This window comes from Emticicia fontis (genome assembly GCF_054779675.1).
The window spans coordinates 14,026-40,571 of record NZ_BAAGXU010000009.1; the positions used below are offsets into that span (position 1 = coordinate 14,026).

Here is a 26,546-nt window from a genome sequence, read left to right on the forward strand (position 1 = left end):
CCGTCTTTAACGGACGCGAACCGAAGCGGTCATATACATGGGCTTTTAATTTTCTGGCACAAAGATAAGTTTTTGCTTTTGTGAAGCAAAATGTTTGGAAAATAAAATTTCGGGCAAAAATGCTTTCACCAAACAAAAAGGTCTGCTATCCAGTTGATAACAGACCTTTATTTATTGACATTTAATGCGTTCTATGACTATGCTTTTAATGCTCTGATGATTTCCAGGGCATTGCCGACAATAGTTGTCACCTCATCGAAATTCTTACTGGATAGCACCTCTTTAGGTACTAATTGTGAGCCTATACCCACAGCATTGGCACCTGCACCAAACCATGCTTTCAGGCTATCGTTGGTTGGAGATACGCCACCTGTTACCATTACCTGTACATCGGGCATAGGCGCTTTTAATGCTTTTATAAAGCCTGGTCCTAATACATCTCCCGGAAATATCTTGATATATTCAGCGCCTGCCAGACGGGCATTATAAATCTCGGTAACGGTCATGACACCTGGCATCCACGGAATACCAGCTTCCTGACAAACCACACCTACTTCAGGATTCATGATGGGCGCTACAATGAAATTAGTACCTACCTCAATGTATTTTCTGGCGGTGGCTGCATCATAAATAGTACCGATACCCAGAATCATTTCGGGCATTTCGGTTTCTGCTATACTCAATAATTCTTTGAAGTTGATGTATGAATTTTCGGTACGATTCGTAAACTCGAAAACTCTTACTCCTGCAGCATAGCAGGCACGCAGAACACCGAGACAGATGTCGAGGTCGTTATGCGTAAATAAAGGCACCAGGCCCGTTGCGCTTACCTGCGCCAAGGTTGTATTTTTATCAAAACGTGCCATGCACCTAATTGTTTTATTGCCTTAAATAGATAGGATTAATATATTAACGTTTTAAACGTCCTGATTTGTCGCCACTCATGACAGACTCTACTTCTGCCACGGTAACCAGATTTTGATCTCCCTCAATGGTATGTTTCAGTGCTCCTGCCGCTACCCCAAACTGCAAGGATTTCAGGTCGTCCTCGAATGTCAGTTGTCCATAGATAAAACCTCCCAGAAAGGCATCTCCTGTACCGATTCTGTCTACAATGTGGGTAATATCCTGATAATCCGTTTCGATTAATTCCTCGCCTGTCCACATTTTAGCATTATACTGGTTGTGAGAAGCACTTACCTGCACACGGTCGGTATCAATTATTTTTTTAATATTCGGATATTGTTCCATCAACAATTTGCAAGCCTCCACAAATTTCCCTTTCTCGGCTGTTACTTTCAATGAAAATATCTCTTCAATATTTTTTCTGCTTGCCAGAATAATGTCAGAATAAGAAGCCAATTCAGGTAAAATATCTTGTGGGGTTTTGCCATATTTCCATAAATTACTACGGTAATAAATATCTGACGAAACCGTAATACCTAATTTCTTAGCCGTTTTCACTGCATCCAGACAAGCCTTAGCTGCACCTTCCGACAATGCCGGCGTAATACCACACCAGTGAAACCAGTCTGCTCCTTTCAGAATTTCTTCCCAATCAAACCATGAAGGATCAAGATTGGCAAAGGCAGAATCCATACGGTCGTATACAATCTGGCTGGCACGCATCACTGCTCCTGTTTCCAGAAAGAAAACGCCTACTCTTTCACCTTCCAGTTTTACGTAAGAATCATCTATTCCTAAAAAACGTAAATAAGCCTTCGCTTTCTGTCCCATCAGGTTATTGGGGAAACAGGTTACGTGGGTGGCGTCAAAACCAAATTTTACCAAAGAGGCGCCAACGTTCATTTCAGTACCACCAAAAGTAGCATTGAATGATTGAGCCTGCTCAATTTTCTGAAAATTAGGAGTCGACAGACGAAGTAATATCTCGCCGAGGGTTACGATTTTAGGCATTTTATTAGGTGTTATATCTTTTATCCAATATTCTTCTAAACTACAATATTACTACTTTGTGAAATAAGTTCGCATAATACCCAATTCTAAACCTCTTAATTCGGCCAGACCACGCAAACGACCGATGGCTGTATAGCCTGGGTTTGTTCGTTTGCCTGCGTTCAGGTCGTCAAGCATTTTATGTCCGTGGTCAGGTCTGAAAGGTAGTCTTATGTCTTGTCGGCCCTCGTCTATTCTTCTTTTTTGCTCGGTAAGAAGGGCTTTCATTACGCCAAACATATCAACATCGCCTGTCAGGTGGTCTGCTTCGTAGAAATTACCTTCGGCATCGCGTTTCGTAGCTCGTAGGTGAATAAAATTTACTCTATTACCCAATCTTTCTACCATGCCTGCTAAGTCATTGTCGGCTCTTACGCCATAGCTGCCTGTGCAAAAACATAAACCATTATATTTACTTTCGGCTGCCTCCAATAATGCCTTAGCATCCGCTTCTGTGCTTACTACCCGAGGCAAGCCTAAGATTGCATAAGGAGGGTCATCAGGATGGATAGATAATAAAACTCCGTTTTCTTCGGCTACAGGAGTAATAGCTTTGATAAAGGCATATAAATTCTGACGAAGTTCTGAGTCGCCGATATGTTTATAGGTATCAAGCATATCACGGAAAGCTTCAATTGTGAAGCTTTCTTCACTACCCGGTAATCCGGCGATGATATTTCTGGTTAAACGATGAATATCTGCTTCACTGGCTTTCTCAAACCATTCTTTTGCCTTTTTGAGCTGAGTTTCTGAATAAGATTTTTCTGCGTCTTTTCTTTTAAGAATGTATATCTCAAAAGCACAGAACTCGTTCATATCAAACCTGAGAGCGGTTGAACCATCAGGCATTAGATAATCCAAATCAGTGCGTGTCCAGTCCAGTATTGGCATGAAGTTATAGCAAACCGTATCAATACCACAAGCTGCTAAGTTTACCAGGCTCTCCTTATAATTTTCGATATATTGTTTATAGTTACCCGACGCCTTTTTGATGTCTTCGTGCACAGGAACACTTTCTACGACCGACCATGTGAGGCCAGCTTTTTCTATCACTGCTTTTCGGGTTTCAATTTCAGATTTTGTCCAGACTTGTCCGTTTGGAATATGATGTAATGCGGAAACTATTCCCGTAGCCCCCGCTTGTCTTACATCAGACAAGCTCACAGGATCGTTCGGGCCGAACCAACGCCAGGTTTGCTCAAGAGCCATAAGTATAAGGTTGAAATGTTGTGGTGCAAAATTATGCTTTCGTGCCTAAGTCTTCAAATAATATTCTATTAAAAATAAGTACTATTTTGACAGTCGACAGGTGCAAAATAGTAAAAAATAATCCAGATATTGTATTTAATAAATCTGGAATATGGTTTTATAAAGAAAATAAAAAATATTTAACTTTTTTTTCGGCAAAGTTTGGATATTAAAAAACAAGCTTGCATCTTTGCAGTCCCAAATGACAGGAACATATGGGAGTTTAGCTCAGCTGGTTCAGAGCATCTGCCTTACAAGCAGAGGGCCGGGGGTTCGAATCCCTCAACTCCCACACTGATAATCAAGCACTTACGAGGTTTTTCTTGTAAGTGCTTTTTTTATTTGCACAAGATTTGCACACGGAATTTTTCGGGGATCAGGGCTCATGCGTAAAAGTTGTGGGGTAGGTATGTATAAGGGCTCAAGCGAAAAAGTTGGGTACTAAGCATAAATTTTAGCGAGTCTGAAGAGGAAGAAAGTAATATTTCTTACATCTCTAAACTGGTTTCTTAGTGCTTTAACTTTTGCATTAAAGGATTCTGCGGATGCGTTGGAACTTCTTCTGTCGAAAAAGTTCAGGATTCTCATAATGGTTCTGTATTGACCTGTCTACTATATTGAACGATTTAAACCCTGTCTGCCTTACTTTCTCATGTCATTTAGCTAGTCTTGTTGAACCGTATAGTCTATCACTAGTATTTTCAAAGATATAAGAAATACTCATTATTAAGTCATATGCTTGCTTAATGTCTGGATATAACTCGAACAATATTGTGGTTCTTTGTTTCTGATTCTCTGTCCAGTCTTTCTCTTTTTTGTATAATACATATCGGCTTCTTGCTAACAATTGTTTGAGTGTATCTCCATTTGATAGTATTCTTGAGATTTATTCAGTATCCGTTTTCTTAGCTAATTCAATGGCCTCGTTTTCAGCATCCAATACTTCCGATCTATGTTTTATTCTTATTTCCTGTAAGGCTTCTGAGGCTAGTTGTTGTATATGGAATCTATCTGTTACTCTCGTAGCATTGGGAAAAACTCTTTTAGCAATTAACTCCATATTAGCTGCCATATCCAGGGTAATTTCTCTGATTTTCTTACGAAGATTAACATGGATTTTCTGTAGCACATCAATCATGGTTTCTGCCTTAGTATCTGCTACAATAGCTATAATACTGCCTTTTCACCTTTTGCTGCCTTATTAGTCAGGATTGTGTAGGGTTCACCATCAGACAAGCTGGTCTCGTCAATGGATAAATATTTGCCTATATTCTCTGGAAAAAGAAGCCATTTCTTAGCATGACTTCGCTGAGACCAAATATTAAAATCACTTTGGTGGTTCTTATACTGCTCCTGTAGTGTCTTACCATTAACACCATAGTAACCAGCAATGGATTGGGTAGCATCTTTGTTAGAATTTACTGAGAGCTTTTGGTAGGCGTTCCGATAAAAAGCGGCAAATTCTTGCGTAATTTGAGTGCCGTCTGCTACTAAATTCCAGTTTCGATATACTACTTTGCCAAGTGTATGACTAAACCACCTACGGCGTTTAATGTGTAGAAAACCTTTATAGCCTCTGATTGGAAAATCTTGAATGGTTATCTCATCAAAGAATCCTTTGGATTCTAACTTTTAATCTTCAAATTCTTTTGGTATCTGATTAATTTCCTGTAGATATAAATGCATTACCTTCTCTGTATTCCTATAGGAAGTAAGCTCAAAATTTTCAACTATAATAGCAGCTAGTAACAACTTTAATAATTCCCCAACTATGCGTCACTGTAACTCTTTTGCATGTATCTTTTCTTAAAATGTAAATCTCGAAATTATTTTATCTCTCCACAAATTTTAGGATTGATCTACTAACACTTCATAACTATCTAAATCACTTTAGATACAAAGAATTTAATAAAATTAATATGGCAGCAGCAAGAAATCAGGCGGAAGAAAGAGTCCAAGACTATTTGTTCACGTTTCAACACGAAGTGCAGCAGGGTGTTAGCAACCACCCACATCACCCATCGATGGGTTCGGGCGTAACCATTGGCCCTGGCCTTGACCTGAGGCATTTTTCCAGCCCGGAACATGCTTATAAAGAAATGGTTAAAATAGGGGTCGACGAAGCGACGGCTCTGGCGCTTTCACCAGCAGCGGGTTTATATGGGGTCGAGGCACAGGCGTGGGCCGACGCCCATCATGATATTACGATTTCTGACGATGAACAGGTGAATATTTTCAACCACATGATCCCTCAATTTGAAAATAGCATGTATACAGCTTTGGATAAGCTCGCGCATGACCACCCAGGCATAGTTATCCCCGATCACCTCAGTGATGCGCAGCGCCAGGCAATCTTTGATATTAATTATAATGTTTCTGGTGGTATAGCGACTTACCCTCGTTTCGTTGAGGCCTTTTTCAATGGTGACTATGCTTCTGCCCAGATCGAAGCTATTAGGCATGCTGATGGAAAAGAATTATATAACCGTGACCAAGATTTCAATGTGGAATTTCTGACACCGCCAGAACTCCACGAACCCGATTTACATGATGATCGTCAAAGTGCATTGGATCAGGCTCAAACTGTTTTGACAGCGAACGAACCCTTGAATAGTTACGATTCCTGGGATTTGGTGTCTATACACGATGACTATGTTGCCGCCCCGGTTGCGCCTAAAGCTAATGTGGCGGCAGTGATGGATCACCAGGATTATAAGCCTCAGGATTCAGACTCAGACCTATCTACCATGGGAGAAGACCATAGCTTTACCGAACCCCAGTCGGTATCTTTGGAAGCTTTGGATGGAGGCTTTACGGATAAAGAGGTTTACGAGAATGATAAAACCTTGCATGCGGAAAATGGAACAATCATTGATCCGGCAGACAGGCTGGTTTATGAGTATGTAGATTTTGTAGAAGGCCCGACTTCTGGTAACATTTTTGAAGACGCCATCAACAGGATACATCATGAGTTTAGTCATCCAGTGTACGACCAAGGAGGGATTTTAGGTACGCAAAGCACCCTCTACAATAACGCACCTATTACTGAAACTGACGGCCAATTAAAAGAAACCCCGTCAACTTTTTCTACAGATACTGAGGCGCTCAGCCAAAATGAACCAATAATGGTGATAGAGAACGAACCCGGATTTTTTGTCTCTCTTTTTGGTGCCGATGATACAAGTATAGAGCATGTCCATGAGACCTTGCAAACAGACATACCCAATACTGATTATGGGCCCAATTCTATTTTTACCAACTGGGCAGAACCAGTCGACTCTACTACAACTGATAACCGTATCGCGGAAAACAATAACTATAACACTACTTTCGACTGGGGCTCAGATCATATTGCAGATACTACGATTTCAATTTTCGAACCGACATCGGTCAGTGATAATCATGCACCAACATTCGACTGGAGTTCTGATTCCACGGTAGAAATAGCAGAAAACAATAACCATAACACTACTTTCGACTGGGGCTCAGAGCCTATTACAGATACCACGGCTTCAGCTTTCGATCCGGCACCGGTTAGTGATAATCATGTACTGACATTTGACTGGGGTTCTGATTACACAGCAGATGATACGACTTTTATATACAATGCCGATCCTACTCCGGTTGTTGATTGGTCTTCTCCTACCTCAGATATTGGCTATGTTGACAATGGACACTTATACACAGAATCCTCAGCCGGATCTGACAGCTTTTCTAACGATCCGGAAAAGTCATTCCTCTGATTTTAACTAACAGTTACTAACTATTGATGCCTATTATATAAAAAAGATATGAAAACATTTAAAGAAAAAAAAGCAAATATTATCAAGCTGTTCCAGGACTCTGTTCTGTATAGCCGCCACCTTGGTTACGCGGATATCGCTGATGAGATTGCTGAAGCCGGCCGCGAGTTGGCTGAAAAGGAACTGACCGTAGTGACGGCTGGGGAAATTAAACGGGGAAAATCAAGCCTGCTGACCGCCTTACTGATAGAAGAAGGAATTTTTCCAACGGATACCGAAGTCTGCACCAGTGTCGTAACAATCGTCAAATACGGTGAAAAGGAATTAATTGAGATTGTTCTTGAAGAACGTAAAGGCGATAAGGTAGAACATAAATCAAAGACCATTAAGCGTGAAGAGATTGCCAGTTATATTACTGAAGATGGTAATCCGAATAATCACAAACGGGTCAATTGCCTGAATATCACGATTCCCAACGAAAAACTGAAAGAAGGCTTCCTGTTTGTAGATACTCCAGGACTGGGCAGCCTTAACTTCGAACATGCCAGGCAAACGCTGGCCTTTTTGCCAAGTGCCGATGTGATCCTATTCGTCAGCGATACACAGAATCCATTATCTAATACCGAAATGGAGTTCATTGATAATGCATGGAGTTTGTGCAAGAACATCATTTTTGTGCTAACTAAGACTGATCTGAAAACCAGTGCCGAAACTAAAATCACGCTCGAAGATAACCGTGCTAAGATTGCTCAGCGTTTGGGAATAGACAATTCAGAGGTAGTTATTGTTGGCGTTTCCAATAAGGAAAAACTCAAGTTCGATAAGAACGGCAAAACTGACCATTATGATAGCAGCAATTTTAAGGCACTGGAAGATGCGGTATGGAAAATGATCTATGACAATCAGGGTGCCATCTTGTTCAAGCCCTATCTCGAAAAGCTCCTTGGTGGGGTTAATAAATCCAGAGTCAACGTGGATATTGTGGATAAAGCATTGGATAGTGATATCGAAGCTGTCAATGAACTGGGCGCAGAATTGAAAAGTATGGCCGCTGAAAAGACTAAATTGTCTTCAGGAGCCGCAAAATGGAAAAGCGAATTGCAGCACGAACAGCATATTGCTGGGCTGGAAGTGCAAATGACACTACAGGAAAAAGGGGCGGAACTAAACTATGAACTTTCGGAACTGTTACTGGAGGATGAGGTCATTTATGATCCTAAGAAGATTGCCAATTACATCAATTTAGAACTTACTAAGGTAATTTATGAAGCCAAGAACAGCCTCATTGAAAAAACAACGGTAACTAATGCGAAAATATCAGAAGAGCTTGGCCTGAACCTGGAACTCAATTCGGATACACTGGATAAGGTCAGGTTTGTAAAGAAAGACGAGGTGAATTATAACCATCTTAAAATGAACGGATCGGATTCGATTATTAACAGTGGCCGCAAAATAGCCGGAAAATCCCTGAGCGGCGGAACGATAGGAGCGGTGGCTGGCGGAATTATTGGCGGCGTGGTCGGTTTTTTCGTAGGAGGTCCAGCAGGGGCAATTATGATGGGTAAGGTTGGGGCTGGTTATGGGGCAACGGCGGGCGCTACCGGTGGTACGATGAAAGGGATATGGGACAACGTAACGCGGCCAAAATACGAGGATGTTCCCGCTATCCGGTCAGCTTATTCTAACTATATTAACCAAAGTATTCAGAGTATACGCAGCAGTATGGCTTATTCGAATGCCGAGATTACCAAGTTTCTGATCGATGACCTTGATAAACAACTCAAAAGACAGATTAGTCAACTAAATACAATCAGTGACCAGATTGAGAAAGATAAGAAACTAAGTGATACACAGATCAAAGATAAGAAAAACAAGTTTCAGAAATTGAAAGCAGAGATCGGTAACTGGCGCAACAAAGTGTTAGAATGGATCAAAATTTCAGAGGAAACACCAATTAACAACACACAAGAAGAACCACAAGCCATATGAATATCGGAATCGACATCGGGACCAGCTTTGCCAGAGCCTGTATACTAGAAGATAACGGCAAAAGAGTAGCTGTCAACATCGCCCAAGAAGGGCATAGAGGTAAACCGACCCTACTGCCTGCAGTCGCTTCGGTTTTTTATGACCAGTTGTTGATTGGCCATGAGGCGTTGGACAATAGACCTAAAGCTCCCGAGTACTTTATTAGTCATTTCAAAAATGATCTTGGTACAAACACACCTTATAGGCTCGGGGGCAGGAATATCTATCCAGTGGATATCTATAAATCGCTGATGCAGTTGTTGAAAGTATCTGCGGAACAACAATCCGGCGGACAGCAGATCGAAAAGACAGCTATCGCTTTTCCTGCGGATTTCACCGAACCGCAAAAAACGCAATTGAAAACTGCAGCGATGCTCGCAGGACTACCTGAGATCACCCTCATTGCTGAACCCATAGCAGCTGCAATCTACGACCAGCGCCTTAATAAATTGGACAAGGACTTCAATTTTTTGATTTTTGATTATGGTGGTGGAACACTTGATCTTGCTTTGGTCAGTTGTAAGAGCGGGAACTTTGATTTTATTTGCGAACCTTCTACACTTCCTCAAGCTGGAGGAACCGAACTAGACCAGCTGATTTCTGCGGATATCGTCAAAAAAATTGGACGCGATAAGCTAGACCAAATCACTGATACTAACGAATCCTTAGCCGTCAGGATCCAACTAGAGATCGCCGCACTGGCCGCACAAGTTAAACAACGTTTATCGACATCACAGCAGGCCGAAGGCGATCTGGCAATCGGCCTGGAGCTTTTCCATTATCAACTCGACAGGGGAAATTTTGAAAAATTAATCAGCGCTCAGATCGAAGAAACCATCACCACGTTACAATCTTATCTGAAAAGTGCTGACTTTAACCCCAATAAGATCGATCGCGTTGTGTTGATCGGCGGTTCTAGTCTGATCCCTCTGGTACAACAGCGGCTCTCTGTATTTCTTGAACGTCGTGTGCAAAGTTATCACAGCCAGGAACTTGTGATCGCTTCAGGTGCCTTAGCAGTAATTACTCCAGCCCAAGATCCTGCGCAGCCAGTATCACACGACCAATCGGCTAATGGCAATGGAACTATCGAAACTTGTCCGGTTTGTTCAGGCGAGTTGAATCCCAGAAAAAACTACTGCGGGCATTGTGGTCATGTGCGTTTTTACCCCAATTATATCCTGGATGATATGCGGGACGAATACCAACAAAACTTTAAAGGCTTGATTGCCGACTTCACCCAGTCAAGCAAATACAATGGGCCTGAACTGATCAATTCTACTGTAACCCGGTTTGTTAAAGCAATCTCAGCGGCAAAACATCTTTCTAGGAAGGATGCTTTTAAAGAAGTTGTCACAGATGGACGAAAAGAAATGATGAAAGATTTCCTAGAGCGTTGCATTTCCGGAGAGTTCCACATTGCGTTAATCGGTTCAATTAAAGCCGGGAAATCGACTTTGTTAAATGCTTTATTAAAGCAAGATTTAGCCTCCGTTAATGCTGCACCGGAGACTGCTACCCTGACCAAATTCAGAGCATCTGGTGGTGAAAACTATGTTCGGATCTCATTTTATAGTAAATCGGATTGGAAGGAATTTTGGAAAGACATAGAAAACCTAAAATATAATCCCTTCAGGGAAAGCTTTGCCAAAGCCGGAGCAAAGGAAATTGAAAATAGATATATCGGCCATGTTGAAATTTTTCTAGAACTTAAAAGTGATGAGCAGTTAAAAGAAGAAATCAAAAAATGGACTTCAGCTCAAAGTAAAGAACACTTTTTTGTGAAAGAGATCGAGATTGGACTCAAAGATTTCCATGTTCCCAAGGAAGTAGTATTTGTTGATACCCCAGGCTTAGACGACCCAGTTGCCTATCGATCCCGAATAACCAAACGCTACATGAACCGGGCAAATATTGTAGTCGTATGTGTGCCGGCTCAACGGTTGACTGGCCCAGAACTAGAGACAATTTATAACGCTTTTGCAAATACCCGTTATAACCCTTCCAAGATTTACATTTTGGCTACTAGGTACGACAACTTTAATGATCCAGATAAAGACTGGAATGATATTAGCCAAGGCTGGAAAAATATTTTGTCCAAACCCGAGTGCTTCAATGACGCCTTCTTGGCAGAACGACATCTCTTACCGGTTTCGGCCTATCTGGACATTTTATTAGCATTATACCATGAAAAGTCAAGCAAAAGGCCACCGATCAGAGCTTATTATAAAACGGTGCTACCCATTTTAGAAAGTCTTACAGGTTCTTTGGATTTGAAATTATTAGATGATCCAGCGATCATGGCTCAAGTAAAAGATTCTTCAAACTTGAAAGCATTTAACCAATTGATAGAAGATGAAATCAAAAAATCGAAAGACCTCATGTATCAAGACATCGCCGAGAAATACAAAAGTCTTAAAAGCCAGCTGGTGCCAGAGTTTGGTTTGATGCGTGATATCCATCAGAAAAAAATAATTGATCTGAATGCAGGATTGGAAGAAGTATTAATTGAACAGCGCGCTCTGCAAGAAACAAAACGTAAAACAAAAAGGGAGCAGAATCTCCTTGAAAAGGACCTGGCGGTTTTTAAGACAGGGTTAGAAGATGAGGTTGACAAACTGATTAGATACATTAAAAAAAATGTTTAAATTAAATTATTATTATTATGGGATTTTGGAGCAAAGTGGGCGATTTTCTTTCGTCAGTAGGCGACGCGATAGCTGATGCCTATAATTCAGTCAAAAACTGGCTTACCGGAACAGAAAAGGAGAACGAAAAAACTCACACGATATATTCGGGAACCAAGAGATATGACTCCAATAAGGAATATTTGGTTGAATTATATGCGCGACAGGCTACTGATCACATGAACCGAACCGGAGCACATTGGGACAATTTGGAAAAAAGTTGCATCTCAATGTTCGAACAACACTTTTTAAAGTTGCTAAACCAAACTAGTGCCGCTAAAAAAGAAATATTTCATAAGGCATTCCAAGAAAAGGTTTCTAGTTTAAAGGGCCAGATCAAAAAATATATTAGCAGTAGATATACTGCTGACGACCCTGAGTTTTTACCAATTATCGAATTAGATCCGGGTTCAAAAAAAGATAAAGAACTGAAAAAATTCCAGGATAGCGTACAAGAAAAAGCAGTTGAAAAACTATGTCTGGAAATTAAGGCTCGCACTGCCGAGCAATACCAGTTTATCAAAACAACTTTCGAGGAGGAATTTAAAACCAAAAACAATATCTACAACAAAGCTGATGCAGATTATAAAGACTTAGCAGATAAACTACGTAATCCTGATTATGAAGGCAAAAAAAACGATATTTTGCAAATAGCGGTAACTGCAGCCTCCTGCGATTACGTAATGGAACAACTTAACATCTGAGCCATGACCAGCAACCAATTACAGATCATTCTTTATGGTATAGGCGCGAACATCGTGCTGACTATGGTACTCTATATAAGCTTTCGCAATAGAATGATGGCCATGCAGGATTTCTTTTATTACAAAATCAGAAAAACCAATGAGGAAATGTCGGACCTGGTCAAAAATTTATCAGCTGGAAACCAGACAGATATTAAAGCACTGACCGACATCCTGAAACAACAGTTCTTTACAGTCCTGAAGAACCAGAATATGATACATGAAAAACTCTGTCTTGATAATGAAGCAAGAGCAATAGCAGATACGGATATACAAAGATCAATGCAAGAGGTTAAAGATGAGTTGTTGTCCTTACTGATCCAGACCAATACATTGATTGCGGAAACATCGAAAGCGGAACTTGAGCAGTTTATAATCCTTAGGGAAAAGAACTTAGCAAGCCAGCAAAAGTTGCTGGATAAGACAAGTCTGATAATTACTGTCCTCGAAGACCTACAGAAGCAGCTCAATACCGCTGCAAACGATACGGCAGAACGATACAGCCAAGTAGGGAAAGAAGTGGCTCAATATTTTGACAGGCTTATCAAGCAAACGGAAAACATAGCCACCCAGATTAGCAATATATCAGAAAAAAACAGCGCTCAACTGGAAAGCTTTATAGGGTATGGGCAGAAGCTTGCGAACGTTGCTGAAATCCTCGCACAGCGTGCAATATTTTTCTCAGACCGTTCATTTGCCGAATTGGAAAAAAACAGCCAACTGCTGAACGAGTGGGATAAACGTGCGGTAAGGCTAGAGGAGTTGACCGAAGCTGCTCACAAAGACTCTTTCCTCATGCTGGAATTACTCAAAGCAGGCTTGCTGAGCGATCTGCTTAAAGACATGCAGGCCGAAAAAAATACACCTAACTGATCAACGCATGGCACTTAAAGCAGCATTAACGACATTCCTGCAAGACCTTAAAAATATACTTGCCTCCAGTGCGCAGGATCCTGGCTTGATACATGAGATCTCCATCTTGCAAAACCGCCTGGATGAGCCATTGCGAGTAGCCGTGGTCGGTGTGATTAAGACGGGTAAATCTACTTTGATGAACGCCCTACTAAAAAGTAGCCTCGTCTCCACTGGCAACTTGGAAACCACTTATAATGTATGTTGGTTTAAATACGGTCCTGAACCTATGTTCAATGTGGTTTTCAACGATCGGAGCAGCGAATCTTTCCCTATGGAGCAGTTGGAACACTGGACGATCCGCCAACGAACTGCAGAAAACCAAAGAATTAAACAGGTGAAATATATTGAAGTGCATCTACCTGTCGATGAACTCAAAAGCCTGGAACTGATCGATACGCCTGGACTCAATTCGATCTACAAGACCGATTCCGATAATACTTTCGGTATACTGGGTATGGATAGGAGCAGCAAACTCAATCATGAACAGGCGACCATATATGAGGCTTCTATCGCAGATGCTGTGATCTATGCATTCAACAAACCAGCCAGCATTACTGATCAGCAGTTTCTCCAGAGATTTCAAGGCGATCACCGTAACATTTCATCGCCAATTAATGCCGTTGGCGTACTTACCCAGGTGGACCTGACCGAAACTGGCGATGACCTCGGTGCGATCATGACCTCAGCGCGTAAAAGAGTGAGAAGCAAAATGAAGGATCGGTCTGTTAGTAGCCTTCTGTATAGCATTCTGCCAGTGGTGGCTAAACCTATGGAAGGAGTTCTTGATCTTAGTATACAGGAATGGGATTGGCTGGAGGCACTAGCTACCATTGACCGTAATGAGCTTTGGGAAGATTTGGACAACATCAATAAATTTATCGAACGACCTTCGGCGGAAGTTCATGTCATAATGGCCGGCGAAGCTGACCGAAACGCTCTGGCGCTGAAACTGACTGCCCATGGAATTGACACGATCACTAGCCTTTTCAGAAGAGGCCATACGCAACCAGCCATCTATGACTTATTATACGAAACCTGCGGGATGAGCGACCTTCGAGACGTCCTGATCGCGCATTTCGGCAGCCGTAACCTACTTATCAAAAGCAAATATATCTTTACCAGGCTACATACGCTTTTTGCAGTCACTCCCGATCATCAGCCAGTCATAGCGAAATTATACCGGGGGATCACGGATCGTATATGGGAGATGGAAAACAATTTTCAGGTTTTCAAAGAATTAAAAGTTCTCCAAGATCATTACAACGGCTTACTGGGATTTTCCGGCGATGAACTGGAAAGCTTATTACGTTTATTCGGCGAGCATGGCCCCGGTTGCGAGCAGCGTCTGGGTCTCGACACGCCTGCTTATATCTCAGACATGTTAGCTGTAGCCAAAAGCCAGGCCATGGTTTGGCGGAAAAAGCAACACCGCGCGGGATTATTAAGACAGCAAACCAATGCGATACGGACTGCAATCAGTTCTTACGACAGCATAATCGATCTGCTCAGTAGATTAACAGGAGATTAGCATATTACACTCATTTCCTACATCCAAATGATAATTTTAAAAAACTCAAAGCTCATTCTTATGCATGAAAATCATGCCTTGGGAAAACCGACCTCAAGCGCAATTCCCTGCACCTTTTCCTCTATTACTGCTCACCGCTGTTTGACCGGGTCAAAAACAAAGAGACTTCTTATGAAGACCTTAAACTTTTTGTATAATCTACTTCAAGCGATAATCTTGAAAAAAAACATAATCAGGAAACGCTTTTACTCGCTGAGGACATCTGCAGGTAAGCACTTTTTTCATAACAGTTTACGCCGAAGATACGCTTATTGCAACGGAAGTATTCTGTGAAATTTACTAACGCTTCCTAACTATCCTCAATTTTTAATCATGGAGCGTCATGACCCTCATGCCCACTTGGGCAGGCGCTTGCAAAAAATGTAAAAAAATGAATAAAGATTTATATGTGTTAGGCCTCAATTCTGCCTATCACGAAAGCTCGGTCAGTTTATTTAAAAATGGAGAAATGATCGCCTTCATTGAGGAAGAGCGCCTAAACAGGGTCAAACACGCCAAGGAATCTGTGGTAGACAACTCTGACCAACTGCCAAAGCAAGGCATCGCCTACTGCCTACTCAAAGCCGGGATTACCTTGGATCGCGTCGATCATATTGCCTATTCACTGGATCCCGAAAAGCGCCTCCGTGAAAATACCGCGCATCGGCATCCTTATCCAGTCACAGCCGGTAGTTTCGGCTCAGCGAAAGGAGAGCGTACATTTTATGAACACAACCTGATGGCCGAACAAAATCTCCGCACAGGGGGCTTCCGTGGGAACTTTCACTATCTGAGCCATCATGATTGCCATGCAGCCGGGGCTTTTTTTCTGTCGGGTTTCGAGACCGCGGCCGTGCTAGTAGTGGACGGAATCGCGGAATTCGAATCCACGACGATTTATAAGGCAGATAAAACGAAGCTTAAGCATTTGAAACGCTTCGATTATCCTAACTCCTTGGGTTTTCTTTGGGAAAAGATATCCACATTCCTAGGTTTTTCTGAATACGATGCGGCCAAAGTAATGGGACTGTCCGCTTATGGATCTGCCATTGTATACCGGAAATATTTTCGAAAACTGGTGAACGTGGCCGACGATGGCAGTTTCGAGATCGACGACCGGATTATTCAGTTCCGTAATGAAAATTACAGTGAGCTGGAAAAACTATTCAATACCAAAAAAAGGATACAAGCGATTAGTATAGTCGGGCCTAAAAACCAACATTACGCGGATATCGCTGCTTCTCTCCAAGAACTCACCGAGGAGATCCTGCTGAAACTCTGTAGAAATATTCGAAAGCTGACCGGACAGAAAAACCTCTGTCTTACAGGCGGAGTAGCCTTGAACTGCGTGGCCAATTCCAAAATCATTTATGAGAATCTATTCCAGGATATTTTTGTGCAGCCACAGGCACACGACGCCGGAACAGCTATAGGGGCGGCCTGTTTTCTGCTGAACTATGTGCTGCGGACACCCAAAATTATTTTCCAATCCCCAGTCTATTTCGGGCCACAGTTTACTGATGATGCCATTTCACAGGAACTTGGCCGCTCCAACCTAAAATACAAACGTGTTAAAGATATTGAGCGGGTAACTGCCGAACTGATAGTAGAAGGAGGGCTGGTCGCCTGGTTCCAGGGAGATATGGAATCAGGACCTCGGGCCTTGGGTCGACGCAGTATCCTGGGTGACCCGAGAGAGAGAGATCTGCATGAGTTGATCAATCGGCAGGTGAAGTACAGGGAGCAGTTCCGCCCTCTTTGCCCGAGTATCCTAGCCGAACACGCCCACGAATGGTTCGATATGAACGACAGTATACCCGATGCCACCCGCTACATGTTGGCCGCCATGACAATCCTGCCTGGTAAGCGGGACCGTATCCCAGCGGTTGTACATGTGAACAATACAGCTCGGATACAACTGGTCGAAAAAGGGACATCACCAGAATTTTGGAAACTGTTACAGGAGTTCAGGAAACTGACGAATGTGCCCGTACTGATCAATACCTCCTTTAATATACAGGAACCTATCGTCTGCTCGCCGACTGACGCTATAGCGACCTTTTCCCGATCAAAGATCAATTATTTAGCCATTGGTAACTTTATAGCTGAAAGAAGATGACCATATTAATCAAAAATGCTGATTTCCTGGTGACTGGCAACCACGCCGGGGATATTCTGCCGCACGGCTCGGTGCTCATAGAGGACAATCTAATCCTGGAGTGTCCGACAGCGACCACTGAAGCCGACCTGGTCATCGACGCTCGGGGTAAACTGGTCTTTCCCGGCTTTATCAATACGCACCATCACTTTTTTCAGACCGCATTTCGCTTCGTACCCGAAATGCAGTCAGCCCCTCTAGACCAGTGGGTCAGTGTATTGTGCAAATACGCCGTGAACTTTCGCCCAGCCGACTGGTACAATAGTTCGCTGTGCTCAATGGCCGAGTTGGCTCTTTCAGGCTGTACGACTACATCCGATCACTGTTATCTGATACCGGACGGTCAAAATCGATTTTTTGACGAAGAAATCAGAGCGGCCACCACTATTGGGATGCGTTTCCACCCCGTTAGAGGGAGTATGTCTTTGGAACAAGCCGCGGGTAATGTATTCCCGCCAGACGTGTGTCAGCCGCTGGGCGAAATACTGGAAGAGATCCAACGCCTTTGCGATACTTATCACGACCCCTCATTCGGCTCAATGTGCCAGATCGCAGCCGGGCCTTGTTTCCCAGTATTCCCGGTTTCCTCCAGCCAGCAAGAAATGCAACAGATTATTGCACTCTGTCGGAAGAACGGCTTGCGCTTCCATACTCATGCGGCCGAGGAAATTACTGAATATGACTATACGTTAAAAAAATATGGACTTAGTCCGATCGCTTATCTGGACAGCATCGGCTGTCTGGGCGAAGATGTCTGGCTGGCGCACTGCAACTTTCTCCGTCCGGACGACATCGCGATCCTGAAAAAAACGGGAACATCCATATCCTCCTGCCCATCAGCCAATTCGAGAGGAGCTGGGATATCCCGCGTAACTGAATACCTGGACGCCGGAATACCCGTAAGTGTAGGGGTCGATGGAGCGGCTGGGAATGACACTTCTAATATCCTCTCAGAACTGCGTATGTTGCGCACCCTGCAAGGTGCCCGGGAAGGCGTATTGGCATCTTACCTTATCAACCATCCTGACCTTAGGGACTCATTCGCGGATGATACGAACGACCTCTCTTATTTGGAGATTGGCCGCTTACTGGAGGTTGCGACCATGCACGGCGCACGTGCGCTTGGCCGGGCGGCCGAAATTGGGAGCCTCGAACCCGGCAAACTCGCCGATCTAGTTATCTTCGATGACGATGTACTAAGCCATGCAGGCGCCGTAAACCGGGTCGGAGCAGTTTTTTCCTGTACGCCACTGCGCGCCTGGTATACAATCATCAACGGGAAGGTAATTGTGGAGAAAGGGCAGCTTGTGACCGCCGATGAAAGGCAGCTTATCCGCCATCAGCGGGAAAGCATCGAACACGTGATCAAAAATTGAATAACCATGACAGTCCATAAGATTGAATTCGAGCACCTGAGCAAAAAATACGGAATCCTGAGTGCTAATGACGATATAACATGCTCGGTTTCCCGAGGGGAGTTCCATGCATTTTTAGGCGAGAACGGGGCTGGTAAATCGACACTTGTAAAAATGTTGGCCGGCTACGAGGCACCAGATGCTGGCTGTATCAGACTGGATGGCAGGGTTGTTCATTTCCGCTCGCCCGCTGAGGCTAAACGATTTGGAATCGGCATGGTACATCAGCAATTTTCCCTGATTCCTAAATTGAAGATCTGGCAGAACATGCTGATCGGTGACCGGAGGTTTCCACTGTTCTTTTCTGAGAAAAGAATAAAAAAAGGACTAGCTGCTCTGCTCGGAGATATTGGGCTTAAGTTGGACCTGGACCAATTGGCCGGCGATCTGAATACCGCGGACAGGCAAATCGTCGAGATCGTCAAGTTGCTCTGGGGTAAGAGTGATATCCTCATTATGGACGAACCGTTATCACAAATATCTTTTGTTGAGGGAGAAAGAATTCTGAACCTGATCGCTGAGATCGTACGTGTTAAACAGAAAACAGTCATTCTCATCAGCCATAATATCGCTGAGATAATCAAATATGCCGATCGGGTCACGATATTGAAAAAAGGAAAGTTAGTGGCTACCGTAACGGCAAAAGGCGCGGATGAACGCGAGCTGGCTGGTCTGATGTTGGGCAATGATCAGCCCGCCATTATTCCAGAAGCAACAGTGCAATCCCACTCGGACGTTCCGCTGATTTCGCTTCGAGCCGTAGCCACTACCCCACAAAAACGATCTGGTGATATCGCTCTCAGAGGAATTGATTTGGATATTATGCCAGGCGAAATCCTAGGTATCGCAGGTGTCAACCATAACGGACAGGAAACCCTCCTCAAACTGCTGAACGGAAACGTAAAAGCGATGGGCGGCCAGATTGCAGTCGATGGAATCTCACTCCCCTCTGGAATGATTCGGGAAAGACTTCGGGTCGGTTACATCCCAATGGAAGCGTTGCGAGAGGGCTGTATACCAGAACTTACCATCAGCGAGAATCTACTTTTCAAATCGATTGGCGATGGTGCATTTGACAAAGGCTTGAGGCTTGACCATGCTTCGGTCGAGGACGCCTCGGCAAATATGATTGGACGCTTTGATATACAGCCGCCTTTTAGCACAGCAAAAGCTGGACGCTTATCGGGCGGCAATCTGCAAAAAATGATTATTGCCAGAGAAACCGAAACCAATTATCGGCTGCTGTTGGCTGCTAATCCTTTGGCAGGATTAGATTTGGGATTTTCCGGTAAACTGCTCGCCGCTTTCGCCACCCACCGTAACAACGGTCGGACAATCTTATTCCAATCCAACAATATTTCCCAACTTTTTGAGGTATGCGACCGGATAGCGGTCTTTTACCGAGGGTCGATTGCAGGTATACTAACCAAAAATAATTACAGCCTGAACAGTATGGCATTGCTGATGACGGGTTTAAAAGAACAGGACAATGAAAACACTGATCGTTTCTAAAAACGCACTCCCACTACAGATTGCCTCCGCATTGTTGCTTAGCCTGATGTTGTCGACACTTTTCTTGCTGGCAGTATCTGAAAACCCGCTGGAGGTATTTGGCGGAATCCTTTCAGGTGCCTTTGGCTCAGCATTCAGCTGGAACGAAACGCTGATAGTCGCGTGCCCAATCATGCTTTGCGCGCTCAGCGTCTCTGCTGCACAAAGGATTGGCTTGCTATCAATCGGTGCCGAAGGCCAGCTGCACCTTGGGGCACTTGGAGCGACACTCATGCTACAGATGTTGGGATTCCATAATTATTCTGCCTGGGTGCTCTTGCCATTAACTACCCTTGCAGCGATTCTGTCCGGAGCCGCGCTTTCCGGAATTCCCGGTTATCTGAAAGGCTGGATCGGAGTCAATGAAACCCTTACGACACTGCTATTAAATTTTATCGCCGTTTTATTAGTACAATATTTTATCAACAATGGTCTAAAAGACGCCAGTACATTCAACTGGCCACAATCCAAAGCTTTACCTCCCCATGCCGAACTTTTCCGTTTCGGCAACAGCCGCCTGCATGCCGGGGTACTGGTAGCGCCCTTTGTAGCGGTGCTGCTGTGGTTTTTTTATCATCATACTAAATGGGGGCTTATGAGCAAGGTTATTGGCCTGAACCCCGAGCTGGCCGCTGCCTATCATTTGCGCCGGTCAAGGTATATCTTGGTACTTATGCTGATTTCAGGAGCCATCGCAGGCCTGGCAGGCTTCATCCAACTTTCAGCCATTGAAGGCCGCCTGCGCTATCCGATCTCGCTAGACTACGGCTATACCGGTTTCTTGGTTTCCTGGTTGGCCGACCATAAACCGCTACTGATTATCCCGATCGCCGTTATCTTAGCTGGCCTGATCACCGGCAGCGACAATGTGCAAATCATGCAGCAATTGCCTTTTGCCTTTAGCAAAATATTGCAGGGAGTCTTGTTTATTACTTTTCTTGTCGTCCGCTTTTCGAAAACTAACCGCTAAATTCATTAAAATGGATATACTGATAAGTATTTTCGCAGGTGCCGTCAGCGCTGCTACCCCTGTACTCTTTGTCGTGTTGGGGGAAATTATTACAGAACGTTCCGGTGTAATCAACCTTGGGATCGAGGGCACGATGCTTTGCGCTGCTTTAGTCAGCGTGATAGTTTCCTTTTATACCGGGTCGACGCTATTGGCCATTATCTGCGCAATGCTCGCTGGCGCCATCATGGGCACCATACATGCTTTGGGCGCAGTACGATATCAAGTTAACCAGATCGCTCTTGGCTTGGCCGTAACGATCCTGGGTACCGGTCTTTCTGCTTATTTCGGGATCGACTTTGTTGGGAAAAAAATTGTTTCTGTAAATACCATGCAGATTCCTTATCTTGTCAAACTTCCTTTTATCGGCCCAGTGCTGTTTGGTCAAAACATCTTCGTCTATGGCGCTCTCCTGCTGATCCCGCTTATCGGGCTGTTTTTCAGTAAGACACGCTGGGGACTGGAAGTGATCGCCAGCGGCGATGATCCGGAGGCCGCCCTCAAAAGCGGTGTACCGGTCAGTCGGCTGCGTGCCTGCTGCACGGTGGTCGGCGCTGCGATTGGTAGTTTAGGCGGCGCCTATATTGCCTTGGTCTACACGCAGGGATGGATAGAGAATATGACACAAGGAAGAGGGCTGATCGGTGTTGGTCTGGTCATATTTTCCTTTTGGTCACCGTGGCGAGCCTTTCCGGCGGTGCTTATATATGGCGCGGTGATCTCTCTGCAACTCTACTTACAGGCGGCAGGTGTAGATGTTTCGCCTTTTATACTGGAAATGTGCCAATACATCGTCATCATCTTGGCCCTTTCCTTGGCAACCTATAGGCTGAAGAACAGTCAAGGTCAGATGCCGCAATATTTGGGAAAATCTTTCCGGGCACCTGCAAACCGCTGAGAATTCCTAACACCTACTAACTAAGTCCGAAGTCAATAATAGTACATATTTTAAATATAAAATCATGAAAAATTTTAAATTTTCTTACTGGGCAGTAGCAATATTAGTGCTGGTGTTCATGTCCTGCGGCCAAAACGGTCAGAAAAAAAGTACAGCAGATGATAAAAAGCTGAAAGTCGCTTTCATTACGGTCGGGCCTGCGCAGGACTGGGGGTATAACTATGCCCATAATGAAGGCCGTCTGTATATGGAAAAACAAGCGCCGGAACTGGTGCAAACTACCATCGTGGAAAAGGTGCCTGAAAGCGCCGAAGTAGAAAGGGTCATGGAACGGTTAATCTCAGACGGTAATAAACTGATCTTCCCTACCTCCTATGGTTATCTTGAACCAGCACTTCGTGTGGCTGCCAAACATCCTGATGTCGTGTTCATGCACTGCGGCGGATTCAAGAATGCTGACAACTTGGGTACTTATTTTGCCTATATACACGAACCGATGTATCTCTCCGGGATTACGGCCGGAAAAATGACCAAAACCAATGTGCTTGGCTTTGTCGCGGCTTTTCCCATACCGCAAGTCCTGAGAAATATCAATGCATTTACGTTGGGTGCCCGCTCTGTGAATCCCAAAGCAACTGTGCGCGTGATCTGGACTAGTAGCTGGTCTGACCCTGCCATAGAAGCCGAAGCCACAAAAAAACTGATTGCTGCCGGGGCGGATGTATTATCCATGCATGAAGATAGTCCCATCACCGTCGTACAAACTGCAGAGAAGGCAGGTGTGATGTCAGTAGGTTATCACGCTGACGTAAGCAGTTTTGCGCCCAATGGATGGATCACCGGCGCTAAATGGAATTGGGGCAAGCTTTACCTGGATATCGCCAAGTCGGTCGCTAACGGCACCTGGAAAACATCTCAAATAAGAACCGGTATAGGCAGCGGTTATGTGGATCTTTCTACATTTGGGAAAAATGTTCCTAAGAACGTTCAAGACGAAGTGCTGGCTACCAAAAAGCAAATGGTGGATGGCAAACTGGCCGTATTTCAGGCCCCTTTGAAGGACAGAGAAGGCAATATTCGTCTCAAACCAGGGCAAGAAGTTACATTTGCTTGGATGGAAAGCATGAACTATTTTGTAGAAGGCGTTGTCGGATCTATTCCTACGAAATAATGACAAATCTCCGGAAATATTTCGACTTATTAAATATGGTTCTTGAGTATCGCTTGCTGCATAAGTCAAAAGACGACTCGGGATACCCTCTGACGTTGCGGAAGAAAACAGAGAAAGCTTTCGAGATCTTTCAAAAAGAAATTGGTCTTTTCCAATTCTATATCTATTCGTCGGAAGTCAGTCCAAACGGCAGTTTTCATGTATCGCCCTGGTTGGTCGAGGAAAATGGCGACAAAAAATTGGTTCCCTATGATGATAACAAAATCATTAAACTAGAGTGGTACCGGGATGCTTTAAACGGTGATAAGGAAAAAAATGCAGATGAACACACCGCTCACTTCAAAAATGTAAGGCATAAAGCCGTTGAGCCGGAATTCGTACGCATTTTCAGCCAACTTTTTAACAAGAATATAAATTCTAAAAAGATTTCTCTTTCAGATGAAGAAGCCCAAAATAGCTTTATGTTGGTAGCAGATGGTGAGCTATCCGTTTTTTCTCTGCTATACCTACTTTGCCCTCCTGAAAGTGGCTATCCCGGATACAACTGGGCAACGGCCCATGAGTTATTCGAATTGCTCGGTTTCAACCTGAAGAAGGAAACAGCACCGAACAGGAAAAGATCTTGGATGATCTGGAAAGGCTTCCGCAAGAAGGTAGTGCCGGGTTTTAGCGAACGTTACGACCGTATGCTTTCTTGGATACTCAAAGAAAGCGACAAGGACCATCCCGCCTTGAGTCTTGAGATTAGCAGAATGGGGCATCCTAATAAAGTGCTTGGCGACCTGCTACAGGCTACGATTCTTTCAGATAAATTCCAAAAACAAGGAAGTGCGGATAATATCGTCCAGATCTTAAGGGAAGAATTGGGCCAATGGCGGTTCCGAAACGAACAAGATAAATTGGTGCCATTGCTGAGCAGTCGTCAGGCTCTGCAGTCGCTGAGTAGTGTCCGCTTCAATATCGAGGGAGAAATGCACCTAAGGAAAGATGAGACTCTATGCAGAAGTTTCTTTGCCACTCCGCTCATGTATCTTGAAGACGAGGTGGATGGTACCCAGTATTCTACCTTTGTAGTGGGGACAATTCAAGATTTGCATGATTTGCGCGATCAAAAGCATCTCAGCCGCGTCAAAATCATCAAACTGCTGATCAACGAGTTGGCCCGATTAAAAATGGACCCTAATTTTGTAAGTGGTATTGCTCACAAAACCATGCAGGTCTCTAAAATGCTAAAGGAACTTAAGCTGCATGCTAGCAAGAATTGTGAAACTAAGATTTTATCAAGGAATTTTTCACACCATATCGGTAGCCATGTAATGGTCAACGTGTCCGTAGAACAGATCCGTCGCAGATATCGGGAGCTTTGTGGTACTGAATTGAGTTTTGAACGCCTGGATATTCTTAAGGGTCGCTTAGATGTTTATATTACCGAACGGAACGAATTCTTGTGTGATCCCGACAGCGCCCTTCGGCCTATGCTTTTTTATGCCCAAACCATCCTTCCGTTTATCGAAAATGTCTTGATACAGGATAACCTTTGCCGCAGCGAAGGAATAGGTTATAACAAGGGTGGCGGTTGTGACATCCAGATCGCGGTCATCATCAACGGAAAGCCGATTAGTGTCAGTTTTGGGGGACTAGCCTATCCTGGTCAGTTGCCCTATGACGGGACATTTGCTGCGGGAGACAATAAAGGCGCGGTGATGCAGATACATGGACAAGACACGCTCATCGCACTACCGAATGTCCATATCATTTTTTCTATACTGGAGAACTTTATCCGTAATACAGCCAAACATCAAAAAGCACGGTTCAAACGTAATCCTACGCCAGAAGATAGGAGTAAAGGACTGGTGGACCAGCTTCGGGTGGAGTTGCGGCTCGACGAACTTGATCAGGATGCCTACCAACTGACTATCTCCGATAATGTGTCGCGGGTAGATTCATCCTTCCTTGAAAAACAAAATTGTGATATCATGGATGAAAATAATGCAATCGCACAAAAAGACCTTGGCATTATTGATTTTAAGATATGCGCCGGGCTGCTGAATAAAAAACCATTCCGGGATGTTGGCAAAGAACTGTTTGAGATTAGACTAGGGCCAAAGGGCGAACTGTCCTATACTTTCAGGATACTGAAGCCCAAAGATCTTTGCCTTATCGGTTATACTCCTGATATACAAATTCCGGCATTCACCTATTATTCTGATGCAGCAACATTTTGCCGGAGCGTCAAGCCAGTGGTACCATATTCATTCTGTCTAATCAAAGAGCAAGAGCTACCAAGGTTACTGGAAGATTGCCGATATACCAACTGGTTGCCTTCCCGTATACTGGTAGAACGAGATAACGCAGCGACGGAACAATATTGGCAGCAGCAGCAATATCCTCGAAAATTTTTAGTGATCGACCCTATATCTGCAGAATCAAATCCGGAAGCGCTGATGGAACTTTGCTGGCAGCGTTGGTTAGGCCGCTGGAAGATAGGTCCAGGTCATAAATCAGAAGTAATCATTTATAGCGAACAGAAAATCGCAGGGCTGGAGGATGCCCGCTTTGAATCTTCTGTGCTGGATTTTCAGTATGGTTATGGTTATGACGATGCTGGAGGGTCAAAAGATATCCGTTCACTTTCAGACAATTATCCGAAAGTTTTTTACGATCACCACGGTGGTGGTCTTAGTAACGCGGGCCTGCCAGCTAATCATTCATTTATTTCTTCCAGTGCATATGTTCCTTTCGGTAAGAACTCGTTGGACCTGGCGCTGGTTCGTCATGCCCACTCCAAACCATTCTGGACCCTTCCATATCAGCTAGCCGAGGCTGGTCTAGCGAGAGTGTTGATTATCGACGAACGCATTCTGGATATTGCCGCCGAAAGGTTCGAGCGAAGTGAAATCTATCCCCTAGCAGCGATAGGGAAATTCTGGTATGGGTGTTACACCGAAAGTTTGACGAAATTTGACGAAGAAACTACCAAGGTCCATAATTTGGATAGTTATTGGGCTTCTAATATTGCGGTTACCTCGCACCTGAATGAGGTACCGATCAAAAAAAATGTCCTTGATGGCCCGGAAGATCATTGGGTTAAGATCAATGTCGGTGAAGATCAATGTACGACAACCCTAAATTTTGACCTGTTACATGAAAAACCCTGCACACTGACCGATGTGGAGGATATCAGCAAATTACCTTACGATGTTGTCGTGATCCACCGTACTTTTCTGAACAAAGAATCCTTGGATCGCTACTGGCAAGGGCAAAGTTCGGAAGCTGTACTGGAAAAACTGAACCGCTGCTTCCCGTTTGTCTTCATTACCTCTGGCGGAGGAGATGTCATCACTTATAAAGGTGATTTTAAATTCATTTCCTTTAACAATATCCTGCACTGCCTAGTCAGCCCTGAAAATATCGGTAAACAGACCTTAATCAATAATTTATTAACGATTTGATCCCG

Annotated in this window: 17 protein-coding genes, 1 tRNA gene and 2 pseudogenes; 14 read left to right on the plus strand and 6 right to left on the minus strand. The window is 43.9% G+C overall.

What is annotated here, in order from left to right; translation table 11 throughout:
- Nucleotides 1–197: 197 nt before the first annotated feature.
- Genes ACYVFA_RS06270 through uxuA form a run of 3 tightly spaced genes read right to left on the minus strand, consistent with a single transcriptional unit; the run spans nt 198 to nt 3,165 of the window.
- Entirely contained in the window at nt 198–866 is a 669-nt protein-coding gene (locus ACYVFA_RS06270) for a beta/alpha barrel domain-containing protein (protein WP_460470957.1), read from the minus strand.
- 43 nt (nt 867–909) lie between these two features.
- Nucleotides 910–1,917 (minus strand): PfkB family carbohydrate kinase, encoded by a 1,008-nt coding sequence (locus ACYVFA_RS06275; protein ID WP_460470958.1) that lies wholly within the window; start codon nt 1,915–1,917, stop codon nt 910–912.
- Between the two features lie 51 nt (nt 1,918–1,968).
- Nucleotides 1,969–3,165 (minus strand): mannonate dehydratase, encoded by a 1,197-nt coding sequence (uxuA, locus tag ACYVFA_RS06280; RefSeq protein ID WP_460470959.1) that lies wholly within the window; start codon nt 3,163–3,165, stop codon nt 1,969–1,971.
- 256 nt (nt 3,166–3,421) lie between these two features.
- Here uxuA and ACYVFA_RS06285 point away from each other — a divergent pair.
- Nucleotides 3,422–3,496, plus strand: a tRNA-Val gene (locus tag ACYVFA_RS06285).
- A 149-nt stretch (nt 3,497–3,645) separates the two neighbouring features.
- Here ACYVFA_RS06285 and ACYVFA_RS06290 read toward each other — a convergent pair.
- The 3 genes and pseudogenes from ACYVFA_RS06290 to ACYVFA_RS06300 all read right to left on the minus strand — a co-directional run.
- On the minus strand, nt 3,646–3,792 hold the full coding sequence (locus ACYVFA_RS06290; protein ID WP_460470960.1) for a transposase: 147 nt from the start codon (nt 3,790–3,792) through the stop codon (nt 3,646–3,648).
- Nucleotides 3,793–3,859: 67 nt separating this feature from the next.
- Nucleotides 3,860–4,342 (minus strand): annotated as a pseudogene (locus ACYVFA_RS06295) (ISL3 family transposase).
- Nucleotides 4,343–4,371: 29 nt separating this feature from the next.
- A pseudogene (locus tag ACYVFA_RS06300) lies at nt 4,372–4,824 on the minus strand (ISAon1 family transposase N-terminal region protein); the annotation flags it as partial.
- A gap of 299 nt (nt 4,825–5,123) precedes the next feature.
- Here ACYVFA_RS06300 and ACYVFA_RS06305 point away from each other — a divergent pair.
- From ACYVFA_RS06305 to ACYVFA_RS06365, 13 genes are all read left to right on the plus strand, one after another.
- Nucleotides 5,124–6,947 (plus strand): lysozyme family protein, encoded by a 1,824-nt coding sequence (locus tag ACYVFA_RS06305; RefSeq protein WP_460470961.1) that lies wholly within the window; start codon nt 5,124–5,126, stop codon nt 6,945–6,947.
- A gap of 48 nt (nt 6,948–6,995) precedes the next feature.
- Complete coding sequence (locus ACYVFA_RS06310) at nt 6,996–8,936, plus strand: P-loop NTPase family protein (protein WP_460470962.1); 1,941 nt, start codon at nt 6,996–6,998, stop codon at nt 8,934–8,936.
- Complete coding sequence (locus ACYVFA_RS06315; protein WP_460470963.1) at nt 8,933–11,623, plus strand: Hsp70 family protein; 2,691 nt, start codon at nt 8,933–8,935, stop codon at nt 11,621–11,623. Before ACYVFA_RS06310 ends, ACYVFA_RS06315 begins: the two co-directional genes overlap by 4 nt.
- A gap of 17 nt (nt 11,624–11,640) precedes the next feature.
- Entirely contained in the window at nt 11,641–12,366 is a 726-nt protein-coding gene (locus ACYVFA_RS06320) for a hypothetical protein (RefSeq protein ID WP_460470964.1), read from the plus strand.
- Between the two features lie 3 nt (nt 12,367–12,369).
- Nucleotides 12,370–13,278, plus strand: coding sequence for a hypothetical protein (locus ACYVFA_RS06325; protein WP_460470965.1), 909 nt, complete (start codon nt 12,370–12,372; stop codon nt 13,276–13,278).
- Nucleotides 13,279–13,285: 7 nt separating this feature from the next.
- Nucleotides 13,286–14,848 (plus strand): dynamin family protein, encoded by a 1,563-nt coding sequence (locus ACYVFA_RS06330; RefSeq protein ID WP_460470966.1) that lies wholly within the window; start codon nt 13,286–13,288, stop codon nt 14,846–14,848.
- 430 nt (nt 14,849–15,278) lie between these two features.
- On the plus strand, nt 15,279–17,006 hold the full coding sequence (locus ACYVFA_RS06335) for a carbamoyltransferase family protein (protein ID WP_460470967.1): 1,728 nt from the start codon (nt 15,279–15,281) through the stop codon (nt 17,004–17,006).
- Nucleotides 17,003–18,421 (plus strand): amidohydrolase family protein, encoded by a 1,419-nt coding sequence (locus ACYVFA_RS06340; RefSeq protein WP_460470968.1) that lies wholly within the window; start codon nt 17,003–17,005, stop codon nt 18,419–18,421. The genes ACYVFA_RS06335 and ACYVFA_RS06340 overlap by 4 nt, the downstream gene beginning before the upstream one ends.
- 6 nt (nt 18,422–18,427) lie before the next feature.
- Nucleotides 18,428–19,972, plus strand: a complete 1,545-nt coding sequence (locus tag ACYVFA_RS06345) for an ABC transporter ATP-binding protein (RefSeq protein WP_460470969.1) — start codon at nt 18,428–18,430, stop codon at nt 19,970–19,972.
- Entirely contained in the window at nt 19,950–20,981 is a 1,032-nt protein-coding gene (locus tag ACYVFA_RS06350; RefSeq protein WP_460470970.1) for an ABC transporter permease, read from the plus strand. Before ACYVFA_RS06345 ends, ACYVFA_RS06350 begins: the two co-directional genes overlap by 23 nt.
- 10 nt (nt 20,982–20,991) lie before the next feature.
- Nucleotides 20,992–21,918, plus strand: a complete 927-nt coding sequence (locus ACYVFA_RS06355) for an ABC transporter permease (protein ID WP_460470971.1) — start codon at nt 20,992–20,994, stop codon at nt 21,916–21,918.
- Between the two features lie 64 nt (nt 21,919–21,982).
- A complete protein-coding gene (locus ACYVFA_RS06360) occupies nt 21,983–23,089 on the plus strand; it encodes a BMP family ABC transporter substrate-binding protein (protein WP_460470972.1) in 1,107 nt (368 codons plus the stop codon).
- Nucleotides 23,089–26,541 carry a hypothetical protein gene (locus ACYVFA_RS06365; RefSeq protein WP_460470973.1) on the plus strand — a complete coding sequence of 1,151 codons (3,453 nt, stop codon included), beginning with the start codon at nt 23,089–23,091 and terminating at the stop codon, nt 26,539–26,541. Before ACYVFA_RS06360 ends, ACYVFA_RS06365 begins: the two co-directional genes overlap by 1 nt.
- Nucleotides 26,542–26,546 lie beyond the last annotated feature (5 nt).